This window comes from Streptomyces sp. NPDC058470 (assembly GCF_042721055.1).
Taxonomy (GTDB): Bacteria; Actinomycetota; Actinomycetes; order Streptomycetales; family Streptomycetaceae; genus Streptomyces.
This window is the reverse complement of the sequence record NZ_JBHXMF010000046.1, coordinates 73,396-76,376: the sequence shown is the minus strand read 5'-3', so window position 1 is coordinate 76,376 and position 2,981 is coordinate 73,396. Positions and strand designations below refer to the sequence as shown.

2 protein-coding genes are annotated in these 2,981 nt (G+C 69.7%); both read left to right on the top strand.

The genetic code is table 11. From position 1 onward, the window contains the following. Positions 1-349: 349 nt before the first annotated feature. Positions 350-2,098 (top strand): S8 family peptidase, encoded by a 1,749-nt coding sequence (locus tag ACFWP7_RS29875; protein WP_384387439.1) that lies wholly within the window; start codon positions 350-352, stop codon positions 2,096-2,098. Between the two features lie 44 nt (positions 2,099-2,142). Next, complete coding sequence (locus tag ACFWP7_RS29870) at positions 2,143-2,802, top strand: hypothetical protein (RefSeq protein WP_384387435.1); 660 nt, start codon at positions 2,143-2,145, stop codon at positions 2,800-2,802. Positions 2,803-2,981 lie beyond the last annotated feature (179 nt).

The window sequence follows — 2,981 nt, the reverse complement described above, 5'->3', positions numbered from 1 at the left end:
GTGGTACGCAGTACGCGTACCACCCCTCAGCCGTCATGCCCCCCTGCTCAGGAGTCCGTCCGAGCGGTCAACGGGCCCTGCCGCCCCAGAACATGACATCCGTCTCCTCAGCATTTGGCCGGATTGCCTCGTGACATCTGTTTCAGGACGGATTGCACAGGGTTCCCAATTCAACTTGTTTTCAAACCAAGTTGATGCGGACAGGGGTGGACGAGTCGCCCTCCGCGTAGCAGGGTGTGCCTCGAAGGCGCGGCCCGGGGACGGGACATGGCACCGCGTCATCCCGCGACAGAGCACCCGTATGGACCGAGCCAAGAGCACCCGCATGGACCGAAGGGAGCGGTACGCGATGACCGACCAGGTACAGCCGGCGCAGGGCCCGGGAACGTCCGGGCCGGGGCCCGACGGAGCGGGATTCACCTACCGAGAAGCCGAGCAGGAGCTGATCGTCGTCGCACGTCCCGAGGCCAGGCTTCGCGCCCGGGCCGAGGGCGTTCGTTCGGCGGCGGGCGCCGATGTGTCAGCCCTCAACATGTTCCTCAGCGACGAACAGCTCTCCCTGGAGCCGCTGTTCGGCAGCGAGGAACGTCTGCGGCAGTCCACGGCGGCTGCCACCCAGAGCGGCCCCGACCTCGCGCTCTTCTACCGGGTGCGCGGCATCGAGAGCCGCGCCCAGGAACTGCGCTCACGGATCGCGGCACTGCCGGAGATCGACACGGCGTACGTGAAGCCCGGCGCCGTACCGGCGTCCGTGGGGTCGGTGGGGCGCGCGGCGGAGAGCGCCGACGACAGCCGGCGCCTGAAGGAAGGGGCGCCCGTCACCCCGGACTTCACCAGCCGCCAGGGATATCTGCGCCCGGCGCCCGGGGGGATCGACGCGTACTGGGCCTGGCAGCGGCCGGGCGGTACGGGCCAGGGCGTGACGGTGATCGATGTGGAGGGGGCCTGGCAACTCGGCCACCAGGACCTGGCAGCGAAGCTCGCGGGTGTCGTCGTCGGCACCCCGCTGGCCGATCTCGCCTGGCGCAACCACGGCACGGCCGTCATCGGCGTGATCGGCGGCGACCGCAACGAGCAGGGGATCACCGGCATCGTGCCGGACACGGTGACCGCGGCCGCGTCCTTCCAGGGCATCGGCACCGCGCCTGCGATCCACTCGGCGGCCGACCGCCTCGGCCCCGGCGACATCATCCTGATCGAACTGCACGCCCCAGGCCCACGGTTCGACTTCGAGACGCGCGACGACCAGCAGGGTTACATTCCGATCGAGTGGTGGCCGGACAACTTCGCGGCCGTCCGGTACGCGACCGCCAAGGGCGTGATCGTGGTGGCAGCCGCGGGCAACGGCGCCGAGTCGCTCGACGACGGCGTGTACGAGCGCCGCCCCGCCGAGTTCCCGGAGTGGTGGCGGAACCCGTTCAACCCCTCCAACCAGTCCTCCGGCGCGATCCTGGTCGGCGCGGGCGCACCACCGCCGGGCACACACGGCCGCGACCACGGCCCGGACCGCTCGCGGCTCGCGTTCTCCAACTACGGGGCACGCGTGGACGCGCAGGGCTGGGGACGTGAGGTCACGACCACCGGCGGTACCTGGGACCGGCCCGGTGACCTGCAGGGCGGGGCCGAGGAGATCGGCTGGTACACGGACACGTTCTCCGGGACCTCCTCCGCCTCACCGGTGGTGGTGGGCGCCCTGGCCGCGCTGCAGGGCATGCTCAGGGCGGCCGCGCAGGAGCCGATCTCCCCTGAGAGTGCCCGCGCGTTGCTGCGGGCCACGGGATCCCCACAGCAGGACGCGCCCGGCCGGCCCGCCTCCCAGCGGATCGGCAACCGGCCCGACATCAAGGCGGCGGTCACCCATCTGCTGCCGGACGCGGTCGGCTCGGGCCAGGCCGAGCGGTACTGGGACGAACTGGTGCCGTATCCGCGTGAACTCCCGCCCAGGCTCCGGCTGTTCGTGGCCGGCGACTGGCGCAACCTCAACAACCCGTCCCCCGAGATCCGCCAGGCGGTGCACTCCTCCTTCGCGGGGGGACGGCCCGACGTACGTGTCTGGTTCTCGGACGACGAGATCGTCGGCCTGGTGGTCACGGGCTGACGAGACCGATCAATGCTCAACCAATGAGGGAAGGTGGCACCCGCATGAGCACCACCCCGCAGATGAGCCAGCTGGGACAGCAGCAAGGACAGCAAGGACAGCAGGGGCAGCAAGGACAGGGCCAGCAGGGCCCCAGCACGGCGCCCCCGCAGGCGTACGGGCAGCAGCAGGGCGTCGGTCAACAGCAGCCGTTCGGACAGCAGCAACCGTTCGGACAGCAGATGCAGCAGCCGTACGGGCAGCAGGGCGTCGGTCAACAGGGCGGCATCGGCCAGCAACAGCAGCAGATCCCCCAGCAGCAGCCGCAGCCTCAGCAGCAGATCCCGCAGCATCTGCAGCAGCAGTTGCAGCAGCTCGGGCAGCAGCCGCCGTTCCAGCAGCTGCTTCACCAGCTCGGCGGACAACAGCTTGGCGGGCAGCAGTTCGGCGCGCAGCAGCAAGCTCAGCCGCTGGTCGTGCGCAGCGCCGTCGAGGCGCAGGCGCTGGTGAGCGGTGTGGCCGAGCACTTCTGGGATGTCGTGACCCCGTTGCCCGGCCAGCCGTCGATTCTCTACCTGTACATCAACCAGTCGTGGCGCCCTCTGGTGAACCCGAACCAGGTGACGCACGACGAGGTCCAGGAAGCCTTCGCCTTCGGGCAGCAGGTCATCGGGATCTACGAGTCGAACAGCAACGCCATCCAGGCCGTCATCGTGAACAAGTAGAACAGGTAGAACAAGGAGAACAACGAGAACAAGTAACGGCGGACGGCTCGCGCAACACAGCGGGGGGGGGGGGGGGGGGGTGAAGCCCCCCCCCCCCCCGGGGGGGGGTGGGGTGGGTTTGAACAAAAAAACACGCACCCCCCCCCCCACCAGAAGGTGGTTGGGGGGGTGGGGTTGTA